Source organism: Butyricimonas muris, from assembly GCF_046365375.1.
In the GTDB taxonomy this organism is placed as follows: domain Bacteria; phylum Bacteroidota; class Bacteroidia; order Bacteroidales; family Marinifilaceae; genus Butyricimonas; species Butyricimonas muris.
Map to the genome: position 1 here is coordinate 156,897 of NZ_JBKEIT010000003.1, position 14,364 is coordinate 171,260.

Consider the following 14,364-nt stretch of genomic DNA (forward strand, 5'->3'; position numbering starts at 1 on the left):
TAAAGAATGTATATGATACCAATAATACTTGCTAATATTACTTTACCGTTGACCGATCCGGTATTGAAGTTTTTGTTGATTCTGATTATTATATTGGCAGCCCCGTTGTTGCTGAATAAATTGAGGATTCCCCATTTGTTGGGATTGATTATCGCGGGAGCCGTGATTGGTCCTAACGGGTTCAATCTGGTATTGAGAGATAGTAGTATCATTCTTTCCGGGACTGCCGGATTGCTGTATATTATGTTTCTGGCGGGACTGGAGATTGATTTGGGCGATTTCAAGAAGAACAAATGGAAGAGTCTGACTTTCGGTATGTACACCTTTTTAATTCCCATGGCATTGGGGACATTGGTGGGACTTTACGTGTTGAATTTTTCGATGTTGACATCCGTTTTGCTGGCGAGTATGTTCGCGTCGCACACGTTGATCGCTTACCCGATTATCAGCAAATTAGGTATCACGAAAGATAAGTCCGTGGGGATTACCGTGGGGGGAACCATGATCACGGATACCTTGTCGTTGTTGGTGTTGACGGTTATTGTCGAGATGGCGGTGGGGGATATGGATGATTGGTTCTGGTATCGGCTGGGGGCGGCAATTATTATTTTCTTCGCTTTCGTGATGATCGTGTTTCCTTTGGTCGGACGTTGGTTTTTCAAACGATGTGACGATAATATTTCACAGTATATATTTGTGTTGGTTATGGTATTCCTCGGTGCTTATCTGGCGGAGCTGGCAGGACTGGAATCCATTATCGGGGCGTTCCTTGCCGGAATGGCTCTCAATCGGTTGATACCCTCGACTTCTCCTTTGATGAACCGGGTGGAGTTCGTCGGGAATGCTATTTTTATTCCTTTTTTCCTGTTGGGGGTGGGGATGTTGATTGATTACCGGGCTTTCTTCACGAATATAGAAACAATAAAGGTTGGAGTCGTTATGATTGTGGTTGCCACGGTTGCTAAATATGCGGCTGCATGGTTGACACAAAAGACTTTTCGCTTGTCACTGGATCAACGCCGGGTGATTTTCGGGTTGAGTAATGCGCAGGCAGCGGCAACTTTGGCTGCCGTTATGGTGGGATATAACGTGATCTTGGGAGAAACACCCGCGGGAGAGCCGATTCGGCTGTTGAACGAAAGCGTGTTGAACGGTACGATTCTGATGATTTTGGTTACTTGTACGATGGCTTCTTTTGCCGCACAAAAGGGGGCGCACAATATAGCGATGGCAGAGGAACCGGAGGACAACGGGGAGATGGAGGAACATAAAGAGCGTATTTTGATACCCGTGTCATACGAAAGAAATGTGACGGAACTGGTAAATTTGAGTACGGCGATTAAATCGAAAAAGAATAAGGACGGGTTATTTGCTTTGAACGTCATTAATAATAAAGTGTCGGATGAGGCTGCTTTCAAACAGGCAAAGAAAGTGCTGAATATGGCAGTGACGACGGCATCCGCGACGGACAACAGGTTAAATGATTTGTTACGCTACGATTTGAACGTGGTAAACGCTATTATCAGCGTGATAAAGGAACAAGGGATCACGGATCTCGTGTTGGGATTGCACCAAGGAAAAAGAGCGACTTCTTCATTTTTGGGTAATATGACCGAGGGAATATTAGGGCAGAGTAACGTGAATACTTTGGTGTATCGTCCGATGCAGCCTATTGCCACGGTGAAACGGCATTTGATTGTTGTCCCGGAACAGGCGGAGAAAGAGGTCGGTTTTTCCATGTGGGTAAACAAGGTCTGGAATATTATCCAGAACACGGGAGGTAAGGCTATATTTTACGGGACGGAAACGACTTTGGGATATTTGAAGGATATCTATAAAAAGCGTCCGATTGAAGCGGAATTTACCGTTTTCGACGATTGGGACGATTTCTTGATTATTTTCCGTGAAACGAAAGAGAATGATATGTTGTGGGTGATCATGAGCCGGAGAGATCGGATTTCTTACCACGCGAGTATGAATCGTATCCCGAATTACTTGAGCAAGTATTTCCAGATGAACGGCTTTGTGCTGGTGTACCCCATTCAGGCGGGAGAAACGGATAACAGGTATCTTGTTTAGTGCTATTTACAAGATAAATAGAGATGGGGTGACTTTCTAAATGATAGTCACCCCTTCGTTGTGTTTATGTTTAGGTGAATTAATTGTATTGCATCATGGCCGACGTGTGTTTGTAGATAATATCGACAACTTCGCCATATCCTTCAAATTCCTTGTATATAGTCGGGTTGCCTTCTGATATAATGGAATTTCTGGAAGCATCGACAAAATGAACTTTCCCGTTTGCGGTTCCGATAGCAATTCCGGTATAACCGAACATCGTGTATCCCTCATTGAAACTTAAAGCCGTGATCGTGGCTCCCGCGTTGAAGAATACGGTTGTTTTGTTCGTGTTCACTTGATAACAATAGAGTATATCGTTATTTATGCCCCCTGTGAAGAACAGATAATCACCGGAGCGGTGGCATAAGAATTTTGTTTTAGCGGTGATCTGATCTCCTTTAGGTAATTCTTTCAATATGTCACTAACGGGGTTAATTTGTAATTTCCCGATAGATGAAGACGGCATGTAGCAAGATTGTATCCAGTGTTTCCCGTTTACATCTTTTAAGATGAAGTAAAAATAGGAGTCGTTCCAACTGGTCATCAAGTCGTCTTTACAAGGACAGGCGTATATCAGATTGTAATCACCCAGATTGTCCAGTGGTACATAGTTTTCCGGCCATTCCCCCGTACTTGAGGATACGACAGCCATTCCCGCACGGTTGTTTCCTGCCATGGAAACCAGAATGAAACGTTTGTGTTCCGGTGTGGCGTCATACGCTAAAATCGTGTTTGTCATCGAGGAATTTGCCGGTTGTGCCAATAGTGTGATATTACCACCGCTGACACCGTTATCCACGTCTATATTCATAGGTATATTGCTATAAGCATTGGATTGAAAAGCATTCGAAACGGTAATCATGCGATTGTACAGGCTCCCGTCGCTGTTTAACAACAGGTTTATTCTCTCGTTGTAGCAAACATCCACGGGTTCGAATATCTCGGGAACTTTTTCATTTACAAATTCATGTTCTGTCAGTATAACTTTCTTTAGGGTTACTCCATCCAGTTCTAAAGGACCTTGTCCACCGCGTTGAATAACGAGAACCTGATCATCCGCACTGTAACTTGAAGAGAAATGTTGAATTAATCTCACCGGGTTGCTTCCCAGGTCTTCTCCCTCGTGGAATTGTTTGTACAATTCTTTTTCGTTCCAGTATTCAAATCCATCCGGTGTTTCACCGTTACCGGGTACTTTTATGAATCCAAGACGGGACGTTCCGCTACTTTCTTTATAAAGTACCATGAATCCGGTTTTATAACGAGTTTCCACGCGGAGGATAAACATTCCGCTGTTTTTATAGGAAATATTTGTCCTCTCGTCTGTCAGGTATAATGACACGTAAAAGTCTTTGATCTCCGGGAAAACATATTTCAACACCTTGTCATGTGAAATGGTGTCCTTGTCAACGAGCCACGTGTAAGTGAAGTGGGCTTCATCTTCCGGATTCTTCCAAGTAATTTTGGGTTCGAGAACAAATTCCGTTCCCTCGATACAGGAGGAGCCGGAGTTTGAGCTTCCCGGTAATTCTATTGTCACTAAATCTTGAGGCAAATAATTGTAATTCCCGTCGTCGTCCACGCATGCGCTTAATCCGCAGATGAACCATGCCAAAAATAATATCATTAATTTTCTCATAATATTCTTTCTTTTCATGTGATGATTAATAACCTAACACGGGGATATCCGTGGACATATCGTCTAATCCCAATTCTTCGTCCGGATAAGGCGTTCCGGCATAACGTAACCGTAATAATTCCCGTTTGAATTGCAAGGCAAGGGCTCTACGCTCGTCATAGTTTTTGTTTTCCCAGTCACCGGTTCCCGTGACGTCAATTAATTTCTGGAATTTAGGTATGGAATATTTTCCCAAGAAAACATCTTCCACGTCACTGTCCCACCATCCCGGACGGGATATCTCCGTGCTGAACCATATAATTTGTCGGGAATAAAGGCTCTGCCCGCTAAGTATTTCCGTACCGTCAGCGATATCGACAACCAGTCGAACTTTTTGATTCAAGCCTTCCCGTTTTAACGTGATGTAAAGCGTGTCCATTGTTTGTCCGGCTTTAAACAAAGCTTTGTCAGGCAGTGTGAATTGAGAGGATGAAGCCGTCGTGTATTGGCTGTTTGCTTTTAATACTATTTCTTTTGCCTCGGTTAAGGGCATACCCACGAGTTTTACGGGTAACGGTATTTCTATTTGTTGTGCCGAACCGTAGAAGAAGAACGATATCTCCATTGAGTCCGTGTAATCATTCACGAATTGCACGTAATGTTGTGAGTCATATAAAGGGATATTTTCTTTGCTGCAAGCGTTCAATAACCCTGCTAATAAACCGAATAGTAATATTTTTTTCATAGTTGTTCTCCTTTATCGTTTAGAATACATCTTCTTTTTCCGGGATGGGAAGTACAAATTTGTTTCCCACGTTTACGGTTTCTCCGCCATTCTCGATGGCTATGTTCAAGCGTTTGTAAAAGAAAAACAGTTGACCTTCCGTCAAATATTCCTTTTTCATTTCCAGCGTTAATTCCTTCTGGTAACGATTCATGTCAACTGTCCGGTTGTCAGCTTGGTACGCATCTCTGACTTTTTGCAAGTATACTTGGGCGTTCGTCGCATCGCTGGTATTATAGCGACATTCGCTGATGATATAATACATTTCAGACAGACGCAATACCGGAATCAGGTTAAAATTCGGTGTGACATCGGGAACTTCCGTGTCGAAAGATTGCCACTTTAATAAGTTATACAATCCTGTTTCATAATTATATTCACCCAGATTCTTTCTCGAATCGTCCCCGTCTTCCGTGAAGAAGTCCGTCCATGCTTTTAGTGCGAAACGTGTGTTGTTCGTGGTTTTAAATTCGTCGTATAAGTCCGTTAATTTGTCATCATACAAGGCAAACATAATTTCCGATTTATACTTGGTATGCAATCCTTTACCGGAAGTTAATTCACTTGTTGAGGCAAAACGTAACGCATCTTCACCACCTTCTGATGCTACAAAATGTTCCAGAACGAAACGAGCTTCTTTTTCGGCATTCGTTTCATCTCCGGCATACATGTATACCCGGGCGAGCAAACCGTGAATGGCTATGTAATTTAGTCGGATACCGCGGGAATTGAAGAAACGACCTAAATTTATACTTTGCGGGGTGTATCTCCATGTTGCGGAATACAAACCGGTTTCTGTTACATGGGTAGAATCAAAGTGGGCTACCAGATCTTTGGCTTTCGACAGATCACCGATCACGAGTTGCAAGAAATCGGATGTTTTTTGTTTCGGTTCATATTTTGACGGGTAAGTCGTGAAATAAGGTAAATACGTACCGGTTGCGTTCACTTTTGGGGACGGGGCGAATAAACGTAATAAATCGAAGTGAATGAATGCGCGCAAGGCAAGGGCTTCTCCCTCGATTAAGTCTTTTTCTGCTTTTCCCAACGGGAAGAATGTTCCGTCCTTTTTTTGAATCTCTTCAATTAATTTGTTACAGTTCGCGATGGCATTATACATCTGTATCCATAGATTGTCAATCATTTTTTTGGTATCTGCCAGATCGTAGTTGTAAGTTGCGACTTCCGGGTAAGCTTTATTCAACCTGTCGGCATTGTAATCCTGTGCGAGTACGCTTATCAATCCCCACGATAGTTCCCGCCCGTATAGACCTTGTTGAGAAAGTTCCTGATATATTCCGTTCAATGCATTACGAAAGCCTGAATAATCATCAAATAATTTCTCGTCCGTTACCTGATTTTCAGGAGAAACGTCTAACCAGTTTCCACAACCGTTCAAGGTAAACAAAGTGATGGTTGCCAGAATGATATAGTATTTTATTTTGTTCATAGCATCATGATTTAGAAAGTTGCATTTAAAGAGAAATTAAATGTACGGCTGAAAGGGTAGGATAGTCCTCTTTCTTGTTTCACATTCGAAATGTGAGCGACATCACCCATTTGGAATTGCAGGCGGAGCATACTCAAACCGAAACGATGGATTAATTCACGATTAAAATCATAACTTAAACTCAATGAGGTGAAATCTATCGCGTTGTAGTCTTGTACGAATCTGGACGTTGGGCGTGTAGTTTCGCTTCTATCCTTGATGTCTTTTAGTGTGGTACGTTGTCCGGCTGATTCCCAGCGTTGTGTCAGTACGCGTTTGTCCGCATTCTGGTAACGCAGGTCAACGCACTCCACTTTTTCCACGAGAGTCGTGTTGTATACTTGTGCGCCGAATTCATACATAAAGGAAGCGAACAACGAGAAATTCCTGTAACGCAGGTTTACCCCGAAACTACCTTGTGCATCCGGTTCCTTGTCTCCGAGAATCTGTTGTTGGGAGGAAACATAATCGTAAGAAATTGTTCCGTCCCGGTTTACAAATATCTCCTTTCCGTCGCTGGGGTTGATACCCAAGGATTTCATACCCCAAATAGCTGTTAATGAACCGCCTTCCTCGTATTTTATAAGCGGTTTGGCATAGGTTAAGTTCTTTTTATCATTTTCAAATTTGGCGAATTCCTCGTCAACACGGGTGTTGTATGCCTTTAACGACTCGGAGATTTTCATGATCCGGTTCTTGTTATGTGCCATGTTCCCGTACAGGATAACATCCCAGTTTTGCGTTTTGTACACGTTGGCACGCAGGATTATTTCATATCCCCGGTTTCGTACTTCTCCAAGATTATCCTTGTAAGACTCGAATCCCGTGGATACCGGAATAGTCACGTCCGTGATCAAATCTTTAGTCAATTTGTTATACCAATCGGCTTCCAATGTGATGTTGTCGTTAAATAATCCCAGAACCAGACGGAGGTTTAATTCGTTTGTCTTTTCCCATGTTAATTTATCATTACCCATGTAGAATAGCGTCAGTCCGTTGCCCGTGCCGTAATACTTGTCAGAGATTTTATATGTGTGTTTTGCGGCGTAAGCGGGGAAGTTTACTTTACCGGTTTGTCCGTAAGTACCAGTTAATCTTAGCTGGCTGATTTTATCCAATTTCTGCATAAAATCGTATTTATGGAAATTGACTCCCGCACCGATAGCGTAGAATGAAGCTGTTTTGTTATCTACCCCGAATTCGGAAGAACCGTCCATGCGGTAGGAGGCATCTAGTAGATAAATATCTTGAAAAGAATAATTTAAAGCGGCGTACACGCTGGATAGACGGGTGTGATTATCGGAGAATGTGGGAGCATCCGATTTTTCAGCATACATGGGGGAACTTAGCTCTCCGGAAGGGAACCCGCGGAAAGTGGTGCTCTCGTAGCTGTATTTGTTCTCGTTTAATTCGACTCCGACCGAGAAGTTGATGTTGTGATTGCCTAACGTCTTCACGTAATTGGCGAATGCTTTGAAGTTCCAGTTTATTGTTTCGGAATCGCTCTTGTCCAATGTCCCTTTTTGTACGCTTAAGTCCTCGGTACTATTCTTGAACGTGGCAGATTCCGGATCGACGAAAACGGAAGACCACTCGTTTGTTTTCGTGATTGAGAATTGGGCTTTCATTTGGAATCCGTCCATGATATACCAGTTCACACCCAGATTATCCGTCAGTGAACTGTAATTATTGTGACTGAAATTCTTCATTAGTTTTGCCTCGTAATAAGGATTTAAACGGGTATCGTTAATATGCCATTTCAAGTCGTTCACGTAGTTTCCGTCAATATCTTTGTAAGACACGTAAGGTAGGCGGCGGGTATATTCGCTGAAATCCCCGTAAGGTGAGTTTGTACCTTTGGTAACATCATAACTGACTTCGTTGCGCAATTGTAAGTTCTTTACCCGGTAATCCAGCATAAAAGAAGAGCCGATACGAGTTCTCCCGGACTCTTTCATTACTCCGTTTTGTACGTCATAACGCATGGTGATGCCGAATCGAAAATCGTTGGAACCACCCTCGACAAACAGGCTGTGTTTGTGATTAAAGGGATTTCTCAAGGGCAAGGAAATCCAATCGGTGTTCACGCCTGCCATGATGTTGTTTCTTTTCTCGATATATTCTTGTTGCAGGCTTTGGTATTCTACGGGAGCTTCAGAGTCAAAGAAGCCTGCCAAGCGTTCAGCCTCCAACTTCTCACTTGCGTTCATCAAGTTGTAGTCAGAGATATCCGGTACAGTTAATTCTCCCATGAAGTCGTAGGAAACACGGAGTTTGCCGGGTTGTGGAGCCACGGTTTCAATCACAATCACACCGTTGGCGGCACGGGAACCATACAAGGCCGTTGCGGCAGCATCTTTCAGAATCGTGATGTTCGCTATCCGGTTCGGGTCGAAATCGTACACTTTATCTATTTTTACCTCATACCCGTCCATGATAAACAGGGGGGAGTTGGGGTTGTTCTGTAAGGCCGTTTTGGATACGGAATTTTTGTCGAGTTCCATAACGCCCACGCCGGAACGTCCGCGGATGTAAAATTCGGGAACAGTATTCGGGTCGGACCCCATGTCGTTATTTTTCATGATGCGCAAAGAGGGATCGAAGACTTGTAATGCCGATATGACATTTCGTGAAGCAACCTTTAACAATTCTTTTTTCTCTACCCGGATGGCTGATCCCGTGAAGCTGGATTTTTTTACGTTAGCGTAACCGGTAATCACGACATCTTCCAGACTTTCTTTTTTCTCCCGGAGAATGATCTTGATCTCTTTCTGGTTTGATAGCTCGATTTCTTGTGTTTCAAAACCAAGAAAACTAACCACCAGTGTGATGTTCTTGATATTCGGAAGTGTCAGTTTGAATTTGCCGTCTTTATCCGTGGCGGAACCTACTTGTGTTCCCTTTATCATGATCGTTGTTCCGGGTAAAGGGGAGTTGTTCTCGTCAAGTACGACACCGTTGATTTCTTTATTCTGTGGTGTATTATCATTTTCTTCCTTTAATTTTATAACGACCGTATCGTCGATAATCTGATACGTGAAATCTGTATTTTCAAGGCAGAGGGTTAAAACTTGCGTGAAAGGTTTCTTTTCTGCTTTCACGGTGACGAGCGGAGCTTTATTAACTATTTCCAAGTTATACAGGAATTCGTAACCTGTTTTGTTTTTTAGTTCTTTGAGGACATTTGCCAAAGTTTCATTTTTGAAATCGACACTGATGATTTTGTCCTGAATTTGAGTTCCGTTCCCTGCAAACGAGAGGGAGACAAAACATAGGGTAAATGTAATTAACAGATACCGTTTTAGTAGGTTATTGATATTTTTTTTCATAAGTTGTGTTATGGTTTATGTTAATTATCTTAAGTATTAATTACCATAAAAGTCATGCTCAATAAACGAACGTTTATTAATCGTAAAAAAGGAGAGAAAAAAACTTTTTTATAGGGATTGCAGTAAAATGCTAATTACTTGATATATAGATGATAGTTTGTTATTTGTGCGGCGTTTTGAAACGTGCGCTTAAACAAGTAATAAACGTTGGATTAATGACATAAATTCTCGTTTTAGATAGTGATACTTCATTGTATAATTCTCCCGTTTACCGATACTTTTCAGTTCAGTATTAAGTTTTTTAATGATTCGTTTATCGTGTCATTTCAGATTGATATCAAGATACAGAAATGACATTTACATCCTCTATTCCTTTAGTTTAACAATTATATTATTCTTTTCCAGTTCAAACCTCACGTGTGTCGTTAATTCTATAATATTACAAATTTCTTTGATGCTGCTGTATTTAGGTACGCTTCCCTCGAAATGATATTGTTTTGCCGCTTCATCCTTGAATGTTACTTGTACATCGTACCATCTGGATAATTTTTTCATGATGTTTTCCAGACATTCGCTGTCAAAGTAGAAACGGTCGTTCATCCACGTGGTGTAATAGTGCGGGTCTACTTTCTTTATGGATATTTTCCCGTCTTTCAGAACTGCCTGCTCGCCCGGGATTAATATTTGGCGTTTGTCCCCGTGTAATATTTCGATTTTTCCTTTTGCCAGTGTCGTGTGAGAATAATTGTCATCATTGTAGTCCATCACGTTAAAAGCTGTTCCCAGTACTTTGACGGAGTAATCTTTTGTTGTCACGATAAACGGTTTTTCTTTATTCTCGGTCACGATAAAGAAAGCCTCGCCTTCCAAGTGTACTTCCCGAACGGAATCTGAAAAGATAACGGGATACTTCAATGAGGAAGAGGAGTTTAGCCATACTTGGGTTCCGTCGCAGAGAGTGATGTTATATTCTCCTTTAAGAGGAACTACAAGCGTGTTATAGATTTCTATCGTGTTACTCGTTGTTTGCGGGGTATAGACAATTCCTTCGTCTTTTGCGGATAGTATCCGGGTTCCGTTGATCTCTGTCAACGAGAGTGTATCCTCGGAAAGGACGAGTGAACTACCATCTGATGTATATAGAATAGCTTTTTTATCACCCGGTAATATTTTTGCCAAAGTTTGTTCTGTCCGCGGGGGAGTGTGATGAGGATTATCCAGCAAGAGATAAAGTCCGCATGCTAAAACAGGTAACATGAATATGGCAGCATATTTTACTATTCGTATTTTATACTTTCGGCGGATGGCAATTTGAAGTTTATCCTTCATCTGCGTCCAATATCCGGGATGTTGTAGTTTTTTCATTTCAACCCAATCCCGGATGATTTGTTCGTCTATATTTTCTTGCTCGTTTGGCATGGTTCTGTGATATTGTTTATAATAATAACAAATATGACGCAGAATCTACCTAGTCATTTTTCCAACTTTTTTTTCACTTTCTCTTGAATTTAACATTTCGAAGAAGGAAAAGTAATACTAAAAGGTGTTTTCGTAAATGTTTAAAGGCGGTTGTCATGTGCGCCTTCACGGTGTGATAAGAGATTTCCAACTGTGTGGCGACATCTTCATAGCGTTGACCTTGTAAATATACCCGCTTGAATATCTCTTTGCATTTGGCAGGTAAAGATTCAATGGCAGTATCCAGTCGTTCCAGTTGTTGCATGTGGGCGATTTCTTCCTGTACATCTTTATCCGGGATAAATTCTTGAGCGGGAGAGAGGGGAACCATTCTCTTTTTCGAGAAGTTTATGTAATTTAAAGAAGCGTTTTTCACACAAGTAAATAAAAATGAAGGAGTCGCAAACTTCAGGCGTTTACTTTCGAACAAGTGCAGGAATACATCTTGAACAATGTCTTCCGCCGGTTCTTGTGCTCCGATCAGCTTTCTGGAATAAAGAACCAGATGACTAAAATAACGATTGAAAAGTTGTTCCAGTAATATGACTTGATCCTTTTCCATTTGTTTTTTATGTGATATATTCCTGACAAAATTATAATTTCTTCTTTAATGAACAATAAATTTCATTTACTATATATTGGCGATCTTGTGTGAAATACGAAGGATAATTCGATTTACAGGGATATAATCCCCATTTATGGGGATGGGTGCCCGTGCTTTTACCCGATTTTGAGGATGTTATTGCTTCGGATACTTTTGTACTTTTGATGTCGTGAAATATTATAAATAATTCTATAAACTGATGAATAAACTTGGTGGAGAGTCGAATATTTCCAATATTTGTGATAAAAATACTACTATGAATTCACGTTTATTTTCTGCTGATATGAAACTGGCAGATGTTATTCATGCCGATTATTCGCTCTTGTTGCTTTTGCATCGTTTCGGGTTGAATCTGGGATTCGGGGACAAGACCGTAAAGGAGTGTTGTGAGGCGAATCATGTATCTTGCCCTCTGTTTCTGATGATCTGTAACGTGTACAGCAATGAAGCGTATTTGCCCACGGATAAGGAAATCGAGCGTATCGGGCCGGATGTAGACCAGTTGATTGCTTACTTGAAAAATTCTCATGATTATTATCTCAATAGCCGGATGTTCGTGATAGAGGAACAGTTGAAGGAGATTTCCGAGAATTGCGAGGAACATCATAAAAAGATACTTCATCTTTTTTTCAACGAGTATAAGAATGAGGTTATCCGACATTTCGCCTACGAGGAGGACACGGTTTTCCCCTATATTTCCGGTATCGTGCACGGGAGTCGTTCGGGAAATTACGAGATCGAGGAATTCAAGGAGAATCACAGTAATATAGATGATAAACTGAATGACTTGAAAAATATTATAATGAAGTATTTACAAGGAGATGCGCTGTCGGAAATGCGTATCCGGGTGCTGTTCGGTATATTTTCATTAGAAGAGGATTTAAGCAAACATTCTTTAATCGAGGATAAAATTCTAATCCCGTTAGTCAAGAAATTAGAACAACAGTATGGCAAGCAATAATAAATGTTATCGGATTGTTATTATTGAGCCGTCAATGATCATATCGACCGGTTTGCGGAAGTTAATAGAGATTAGGCATGATTTTGAGGTTGTTGCCTCACTTGCCGATTGCTATCATTGCGTGGAGAAGATAAATCATCTCGAACCGGATATTATTATTATTAATCCTTCGACCGTGGAGCCGAAAAGGCGACAACACTTGGAAGAGTTGTTCGAGGGAATGAGAAATGCGGCTTTAGTAGCTTTGGTATATCAATATATAGAACCGGAAGTGTTGAAACAATATCACACGGTGATCGACATCTCGGATGATTCGGAGAAGATAGCACAAAAGTTGTTGCAATCGCTGGATGCGCTGAATGCTCCGTCTGACGCGGCAGATAAAAATGAACTTTCCGAGCGGGAGAAAGAAATATTGGTGTCATTGGCAAAAGGGAAAATCAATAAGGAGATTGCCGACCAGCATCATATATCCGTGCACACGGTCATCACGCACCGGAAAAATATCATCCGGAAAACCGGGATTAAGTCCGTATCGGGACTTACGGTGTATGCTATTTTGAATAATCTCATCGATATTAATGAGGTGGAATGATTTTTTGTCGAAAATATACCTAATGTAGGGGATTGTGGGGAAAGAGTAAAATCGAGATCTTTGTAATGTTAATAATATGATTTTTCTTTTCAACGTAAGCCATTGAAAAAATTTTGCCAAAAAGCTCTCGTCGTACAGACGGGAGCTTTTTAATTTTCCCGCATCAACCGTGCGCCCCTGTAAGCGATGGCGTATAGGATGAACGTTAGGGCGATGAGCGTGGCGATAAACCATTGCCAGCCGAAGTTGTCGAGGACGACGCCGGTGGCTGATCCCCATACGCTGGAACCCATGTAATAGAAGAGAAGGTATATGGATATGGTGACAGAGCGTTTTTGTAGATTGTAGTCGCTCACGACACGGTTACAGATGACATGCACCACGAAGAAATTGAACGTGAAAATGGCTAGCCCCAGAGTGACGATCCAGAAATTGTTCACGTACAACAACAGGAGTGCCGCCACGGACGATAATACGATGGTTTTCTGTATCTTGAAATGGTTGTATCGTGCGGTGAGTTTTGCGGTAGCGATAGAACCGAATACCCCGAAAATGTACATGAAGTAAATGTAGTGAATCAAGTAATCCGGAAAATTGAAAGGCTCTTTCACGAGGTAGAAACCTAGATAATTGTACAGGCTCACGAATATTCCCAGCATAAGTGAGCCAATCAGATAGAACGGGAGTAATTTGGCTGAAGTGAGCAAATGCAAATTGGAAATGATGAGTGATTTGAAGTTCTCTTTCTTCGGCTTGAAATTAATGGAACGAGGACTGAAAATCAAGAATAAGATCGCGAAGACGGCACATAACACTCCGATAGAAGCGGATGCTGTCCGCCACGAGAATTCCGTGCTGAGATATGAGGAAATCACGCGTCCGCCCATTCCCCCGAGTGCGTTTCCGGCGATGTATAACCCGGTAATTTTACCTTTGTTCTTGGGTAATACTTCTTCCGATATGTATGCCAGCGATACGGATGTCGCTCCCGATAGCAAAAAGCCTTTTAAGGCACTGAGCGCCACGAGCAAGAAAAAGGAATTTGAATATGAACAGATTACCGAGGCGACAGAAGAGGACAATAGTGCCGCACTGATTAAATTTTTTCTTGGGATACTGTCCGCCACGAACATGGCGGTAAATAGTCCGATGACCATACCTAAGGTTGAAAACGAAATAGCCAGACTGCTATAACTTGCCGATAGGTTGAACTCGTGTGCAAGATCGGGCAATAACGGTTGAAAATAATACAACTGTGCAAAACAAGAGAATCCCGACAAGAAGACACATATCGAGATGATATTGTCTTTCGTGCTTTTCCCGGATGTGCTTATTTCTTGACAATTATCCATTTCATAGTCCTTAAATTCCGGTGCAAAAGTAAGCAATCCGCGAACAGATTGTC

Annotated in this window: 10 protein-coding genes; 3 read left to right on the forward strand and 7 right to left on the reverse strand. The window is 41.7% G+C overall.

Translation table 11 applies throughout. The features are described 5' to 3' along the window. The first annotated feature begins 12 nt into the window (after positions 1-12). Positions 13-2,079 carry a cation:proton antiporter domain-containing protein gene (locus ACK8P8_RS06015; RefSeq protein WP_369860734.1) on the forward strand — a complete coding sequence of 689 codons (2,067 nt, stop codon included), beginning with the start codon at positions 13-15 and terminating at the stop codon, positions 2,077-2,079. A gap of 79 nt (positions 2,080-2,158) precedes the next feature. Here ACK8P8_RS06015 and ACK8P8_RS06020 read toward each other — a convergent pair whose 3' ends face one another. The 6 genes from ACK8P8_RS06020 to ACK8P8_RS06045 all read right to left on the reverse strand — a co-directional run bounded on the left by ACK8P8_RS06020 (position 2,159) and on the right by ACK8P8_RS06045 (position 11,361). Next, entirely contained in the window at positions 2,159-3,760 is a 1,602-nt protein-coding gene (locus ACK8P8_RS06020; RefSeq protein WP_227215252.1) for a PKD-like family lipoprotein, read from the reverse strand. Positions 3,761-3,785: 25 nt separating this feature from the next. After that, positions 3,786-4,484 carry a DUF4843 domain-containing protein gene (locus ACK8P8_RS06025; RefSeq protein ID WP_369860733.1) on the reverse strand — a complete coding sequence of 233 codons (699 nt, stop codon included), beginning with the start codon at positions 4,482-4,484 and terminating at the stop codon, positions 3,786-3,788. A gap of 19 nt (positions 4,485-4,503) precedes the next feature. After that, positions 4,504-5,973 carry a RagB/SusD family nutrient uptake outer membrane protein gene (locus ACK8P8_RS06030; protein WP_186975089.1) on the reverse strand — a complete coding sequence of 490 codons (1,470 nt, stop codon included), beginning with the start codon at positions 5,971-5,973 and terminating at the stop codon, positions 4,504-4,506. A gap of 11 nt (positions 5,974-5,984) precedes the next feature. Then, positions 5,985-9,341, reverse strand: a complete 3,357-nt coding sequence (locus ACK8P8_RS06035) for a SusC/RagA family TonB-linked outer membrane protein (RefSeq protein WP_369860732.1) — start codon at positions 9,339-9,341, stop codon at positions 5,985-5,987. A gap of 366 nt (positions 9,342-9,707) precedes the next feature. Beyond that, on the reverse strand, positions 9,708-10,760 hold the full coding sequence (locus ACK8P8_RS06040) for a FecR family protein (protein WP_099292072.1): 1,053 nt from the start codon (positions 10,758-10,760) through the stop codon (positions 9,708-9,710). Between the two features lie 73 nt (positions 10,761-10,833). Beyond that, on the reverse strand, positions 10,834-11,361 hold the full coding sequence (locus tag ACK8P8_RS06045; protein ID WP_099292073.1) for a sigma-70 family RNA polymerase sigma factor: 528 nt from the start codon (positions 11,359-11,361) through the stop codon (positions 10,834-10,836). A 298-nt stretch (positions 11,362-11,659) separates the two neighbouring features. Here ACK8P8_RS06045 and ACK8P8_RS06050 point away from each other — a divergent pair, with 298 nt between their 5' ends. Together ACK8P8_RS06050 and ACK8P8_RS06055 are read left to right on the forward strand one after the other, a co-directional pair. Beyond that, positions 11,660-12,364, forward strand: a complete 705-nt coding sequence (locus ACK8P8_RS06050; protein ID WP_227215257.1) for a hemerythrin domain-containing protein — start codon at positions 11,660-11,662, stop codon at positions 12,362-12,364. Then, entirely contained in the window at positions 12,351-12,959 is a 609-nt protein-coding gene (locus ACK8P8_RS06055) for a response regulator transcription factor (RefSeq protein ID WP_099292075.1), read from the forward strand. Before ACK8P8_RS06050 ends, ACK8P8_RS06055 begins: the two co-directional genes overlap by 14 nt. Positions 12,960-13,108: 149 nt before the next feature. Here ACK8P8_RS06055 and ACK8P8_RS06060 read toward each other — a convergent pair whose 3' ends face one another. Next, entirely contained in the window at positions 13,109-14,311 is a 1,203-nt protein-coding gene (locus tag ACK8P8_RS06060; RefSeq protein WP_099294483.1) for an MFS transporter, read from the reverse strand. Between the last annotated feature and the right edge of the window lie 53 nt (positions 14,312-14,364).

Coding starts and splice junctions, on each gene's coding strand:
- ACK8P8_RS06055 (WP_099292075.1), top strand. CDS start 12,351: ATGGCAAGCAATAATAAATGTTATCGGATTGTTATTATTGAGCCGTCA.
- ACK8P8_RS06040 (WP_099292072.1), bottom strand. CDS start 10,760: ATGCCAAACGAGCAAGAAAATATAGACGAACAAATCATCCGGGATTGG.
- ACK8P8_RS06035 (WP_369860732.1), bottom strand. CDS start 9,341: ATGAAAAAAAATATCAATAACCTACTAAAACGGTATCTGTTAATTACA.
- ACK8P8_RS06050 (WP_227215257.1), top strand. CDS start 11,660: ATGAATTCACGTTTATTTTCTGCTGATATGAAACTGGCAGATGTTATT.
- ACK8P8_RS06020 (WP_227215252.1), bottom strand. CDS start 3,760: ATGAGAAAATTAATGATATTATTTTTGGCATGGTTCATCTGCGGATTA.
- ACK8P8_RS06030 (WP_186975089.1), bottom strand. CDS start 5,973: ATGAACAAAATAAAATACTATATCATTCTGGCAACCATCACTTTGTTT.
- ACK8P8_RS06060 (WP_099294483.1), bottom strand. CDS start 14,311: ATGGATAATTGTCAAGAAATAAGCACATCCGGGAAAAGCACGAAAGAC.
- ACK8P8_RS06045 (WP_099292073.1), bottom strand. CDS start 11,361: ATGGAAAAGGATCAAGTCATATTACTGGAACAACTTTTCAATCGTTAT.
- ACK8P8_RS06015 (WP_369860734.1), top strand. CDS start 13: ATGATACCAATAATACTTGCTAATATTACTTTACCGTTGACCGATCCG.
- ACK8P8_RS06025 (WP_369860733.1), bottom strand. CDS start 4,484: ATGAAAAAAATATTACTATTCGGTTTATTAGCAGGGTTATTGAACGCT.